The following is a 3,546-nucleotide window of genomic DNA, read 5'->3' on the forward strand; positions in this document are numbered from 1 at the left end:
GGCGGCCACCGCCGCTCCCGCACCGGGCCCGCGCCGTACGGTCCGGCGTCCCCGACTCCGTTGGGGAGCCTGCCGGTTCGGAGGGCCGGCCGACCGGGGTGCGTTCTTCGTCAACGGGAGAGTTAGGTTAGCCTAACCAGCGAATCCCGGCTGTGGATCTTGCACTCCGATCGAAGGGCTTCGCCATGGAGCGTGCTCAGGGCCTGCTGTCCACCGAACTCCCCGTCGAGCGTGGGGTGTGAGCGCCGGTACGGGAGGCCACCTCGCGGGCGGCGTCGACGGACCCGGCCACCTGCGTGCCCTCACCTCGGTCGTCCTGGACACGTTGGAGACCGCCGCCCGCGCAAGAGGTGGGCCACTGCCCGCCGGTGGCCCGGACGCCGTGGCCCGGCGGACCACCGCCCTGGCCGCCCCGGTGCTGCCCGAGGAGGGCATCGGTGGTGAGGCCGCGCTCGCGGATCTCGTACGGGCGGTGGCCGAGGGGGCCGCCGATCCGGCCGACCCCGCCTGCGTCGCCCATCTGCACTGCCCGCCGCTCGCCGTGGCCGTCGCGGCAGAGCTGGCGGGGGCGGCCCTCAACCCCTCCATGGACTCCTGGGACCAGGCGCCCGCCGCCGGAGTGATCGAGGAGCTGACCACGGCCGCACTGGCCCGGCTCGTCCACCCGGACGCCTCCGCACCCGACGCGCTCATCACCAGCGGCGGCACCGAGTCCAACCTGGTCGCCCTGCTTCTCGCCCGGGAACGAGCGGCCCCGGGCGGCCTCCGGGTGGTCACCGGCGCCAACGTCCACCACAGCGTCCACCGTGCCGCCTGGATGCTCGGCCTGCCCGCCCCCGCGGTCGTCGCCTGCCGCGACGGCCGGATCGACCCGGCCGCGCTCGACCGCGCCCTGACCGGCCTCGCCGGAGCGCCGCTCCTGGTCGTCGCCACGGCCGGGACCACCGACGAGGGGCGCATCGACCCGCTCCCGGAAATCGCCCGCATCGCCGAACGCCACGGCGCGCGGCTCCACGTCGATGCCGCGTACGGCGGTCCGCTGCTGTTCAGCGAGCGACTGGCCCCCCAGCTCGCGGGCCTGGAACACGCCGCCACCGTAACGTTCGACCTGCACAAACTCGGCTGGCAGCCGGTCGCCGCCGGGGCGCTGGCCGTCGCCGACGCCGCGATGCTCGCCCCGCTGTCCCTGCGCGCCGACTACCTCAACGCCGACGACGACACCGAGGCCGGACTCCCGGACCTGCTGGGCCGCTCGATCCGCACCACCCGGCGCCCCGACGCCCTGAAGATGGCGGTCACCTTCCGGGCGTTGGGACGCCGGGGACTCGGCGCGCTGGTGGAGCACTGCGTGCGTACGGCCCACGAGTTCGGCCGGGCCGTCGACGCGCACCCGGCGCTGCGCCGCCGGCCCGGCGGGATCGGGATCAGCACCGTGCTGTTCCGCCCGGCGGTGTCCGACGCGCTGCCCGACGAGGGGGGCGACGCCGTGGTCGCCGCGGCCCGCCGCACCCTGCTCGCCGAGGGGCGCGCCGTCCTCGGCCGCGCGGTGGCGGAGGACGGCGACGGCCGGCGCCGCCTCTGGCTGAAGGCCACCCTGCTGCACCCGAACGCCGCGACGGCCGACCTGCTCCCGCTGCTCGACCTCGTCACGGCGGCCGCGGACCGCGCGGTGAGCGAAGCGCCGGCGCCCGAAGGTACCGATGCCCCCGCGGCGGAAAGGCTGTCGCCATGACGTCGACGACGCGCACGACCCGCCCGGGTCCACCCCCCGCCGCCCCAGCGACACCCGCCGGAGGAACCCGATGACACCCGGACCGCGCACGCCGCCCCTCGACCTGCTGGGGGTGGGGGCGGGGCCCTTCAACCTCTCGCTCGCCGCACTCGCCGACGGCGTCCCCGGGCTGCGCACCGCCTTCCACGAGCAGTGCGCGGCCTTCCACTGGCACCCCGGGCTGCTCATCGAGGGAGCAACCCTCCAAGTGCCGTTCCTGGCCGACCTGGTGAGTCTCGTCGAGCCCACCAGCCCCTGGTCCTACCTCAATTACATCAAGATCCGCCGCAGGCTCTTCCCGTTCTACTTCGCCGAGCGCTTCCACATCCACCGCTCCGAGTTCGACGACTACCTGCGCTGGGTGAGCACCGAACTGCCCTCCACCCGCTTCGGCCACCGCGTCGACACGGTCTCCTGGGATCCCGGACGGAGCGCGTTCGCCGTGGAGTTCACCCGGCTCGGCCCCGACGGAGAGACGCTCACGACCGGCCTCGCCCACGCCCGCAACCTCGCCCTCGGCGTCGGCACGGCCCCCCATGTCCCGGAGCCGTTGCGGGAATTGGCTCAGGACCCGGCCGCCGTCGTGCTGCACTCCGCGGACTACCTCGCCCAGCGGGACCGGCTGCTGGCCGCCCGCCACATCACCGTCGTCGGCTCGGGCCAGTCGGGCGCCGAAGTCCTGCTGGACCTGCTGCGGTCCCGGCCCGAGGGGGCGGAGGGGCTGACCTGGCTGGCCCGTACCCCGGCCTTCGCGCCCATGGAGTACAGCAAGATCGGCCTGGAGCAGTTCACCCCCGACTACACCCGCTACTTCCACGGACTCCCGCAGGCCACCCGGGACCGGCTCCTGCCCCGCCAGTGGCAGCTCTACAAGGGCGTCAGCGGCGACACGCTCGGGGACATCCACGACGAGCTGTACCGGCGCAGCCTCGGCGGCGGCTGGCCCGACGTCACGCTCACCCCCGGCATCGAGGTCACCGGAGCGGCCACCACGGAGGCGGGGCGCATCGAGCTGAGCGTCGAGCACGGCCAGCAGGAGACGCGGGGCCGGTTCGTCACGGACGCCGTCGTCCTCGCCACCGGGTACCGGGAGCGCCCCGTCGACACGCTGCTCGCCGCTCTCGACCCGTACGTCGTCCGCGACCAGGCCGGGCGTCCGCAGGTCGACGCGGCCCAACGGCTCGTCCTCGCACCGGAGATCGCCGGTTCCGTCTTCGTGCAGAACGCCGAACGGCACACGCACGGCGTCGGAGCACCGGACCTGGGCCTGGCCGCCTGGCGATCCGCCGTGATCGTCAACGCGCTGACGGGCAAGGAGTTCTACCCGCTGCCCGAGCGCACCGCCTTCACCACGTTCGGCCTCGGCGCTCAGGACCGCGACGACCGGGACCGGTCGTCACAGTCCGCGTCCGCCGAAGAACGGCGGTGACAACGCGCTCCGGGCCGCGCGGTGGGGTTCACCGTGCGGCCCGGAGTGGTGCGGGGTGGTGCGGGGTGGTGCTGGAGGGTCAGCCCTTGCGGGTGGTGATCTCCTCGGTGAGCTGGGGGACGACGGTGAAGAGGTCACCGACGACGCCGTAGTCGACGAGTTCGAAGATCGGGGCTTCGGCGTCCTTGTTGATCGCGACGATCGTCTTCGAGGTCTGCATCCCCGCCCGGTGCTGAATGGCACCGGAGATACCGGAGGCGATGTACAGCTGCGGCGAGACGGACTTGCCGGTCTGGCCGACCTGGGAGGTGTGCGGGTACCAGCCCGCGTCCACCGCCGCACGCGA

Annotated in this window: 3 protein-coding genes; 2 read left to right on the forward strand and 1 reads right to left on the reverse strand. The window is 74.1% G+C overall.

Annotated features, from left to right (window positions below):
- Positions 1–238 precede the first annotated feature (238 nt).
- Positions 239–1,732, forward strand: coding sequence for a pyridoxal phosphate-dependent decarboxylase family protein (locus tag ACFWM7_RS34415; RefSeq protein ID WP_383268475.1), 1,494 nt, complete (start codon positions 239–241; stop codon positions 1,730–1,732).
- Between the two features lie 70 nt (positions 1,733–1,802).
- The gene (locus ACFWM7_RS34420) at positions 1,803–3,200 is read left to right on the forward strand and encodes a lysine N(6)-hydroxylase/L-ornithine N(5)-oxygenase family protein (RefSeq protein WP_383268478.1); all 1,398 of its coding nucleotides are present in this window, start codon (positions 1,803–1,805) and stop codon (positions 3,198–3,200) included.
- A gap of 79 nt (positions 3,201–3,279) precedes the next feature.
- Here the strand turns inward: ACFWM7_RS34420 and ACFWM7_RS34425 are convergent.
- Positions 3,280–3,546 (reverse strand): electron transfer flavoprotein subunit alpha/FixB family protein (locus tag ACFWM7_RS34425; RefSeq protein WP_383268481.1); only part of this gene is annotated, 267 nt, incomplete at its 5' end.

It is taken from the genome of Streptomyces sp. NPDC058375 (assembly GCF_042723425.1).
Classification (GTDB): Bacteria; Actinomycetota; Actinomycetes; order Streptomycetales; family Streptomycetaceae; genus Streptomyces; species Streptomyces durocortorensis.

What these genes read in the sequence shown, in the direction of transcription:
- ACFWM7_RS34420 (WP_383268478.1), top strand. Translation starts at nt 1,803, where the DNA reads ATGACACCCGGACCGCGCACGCCGCCCCTCGACCTGCTGGGGGTGGGG.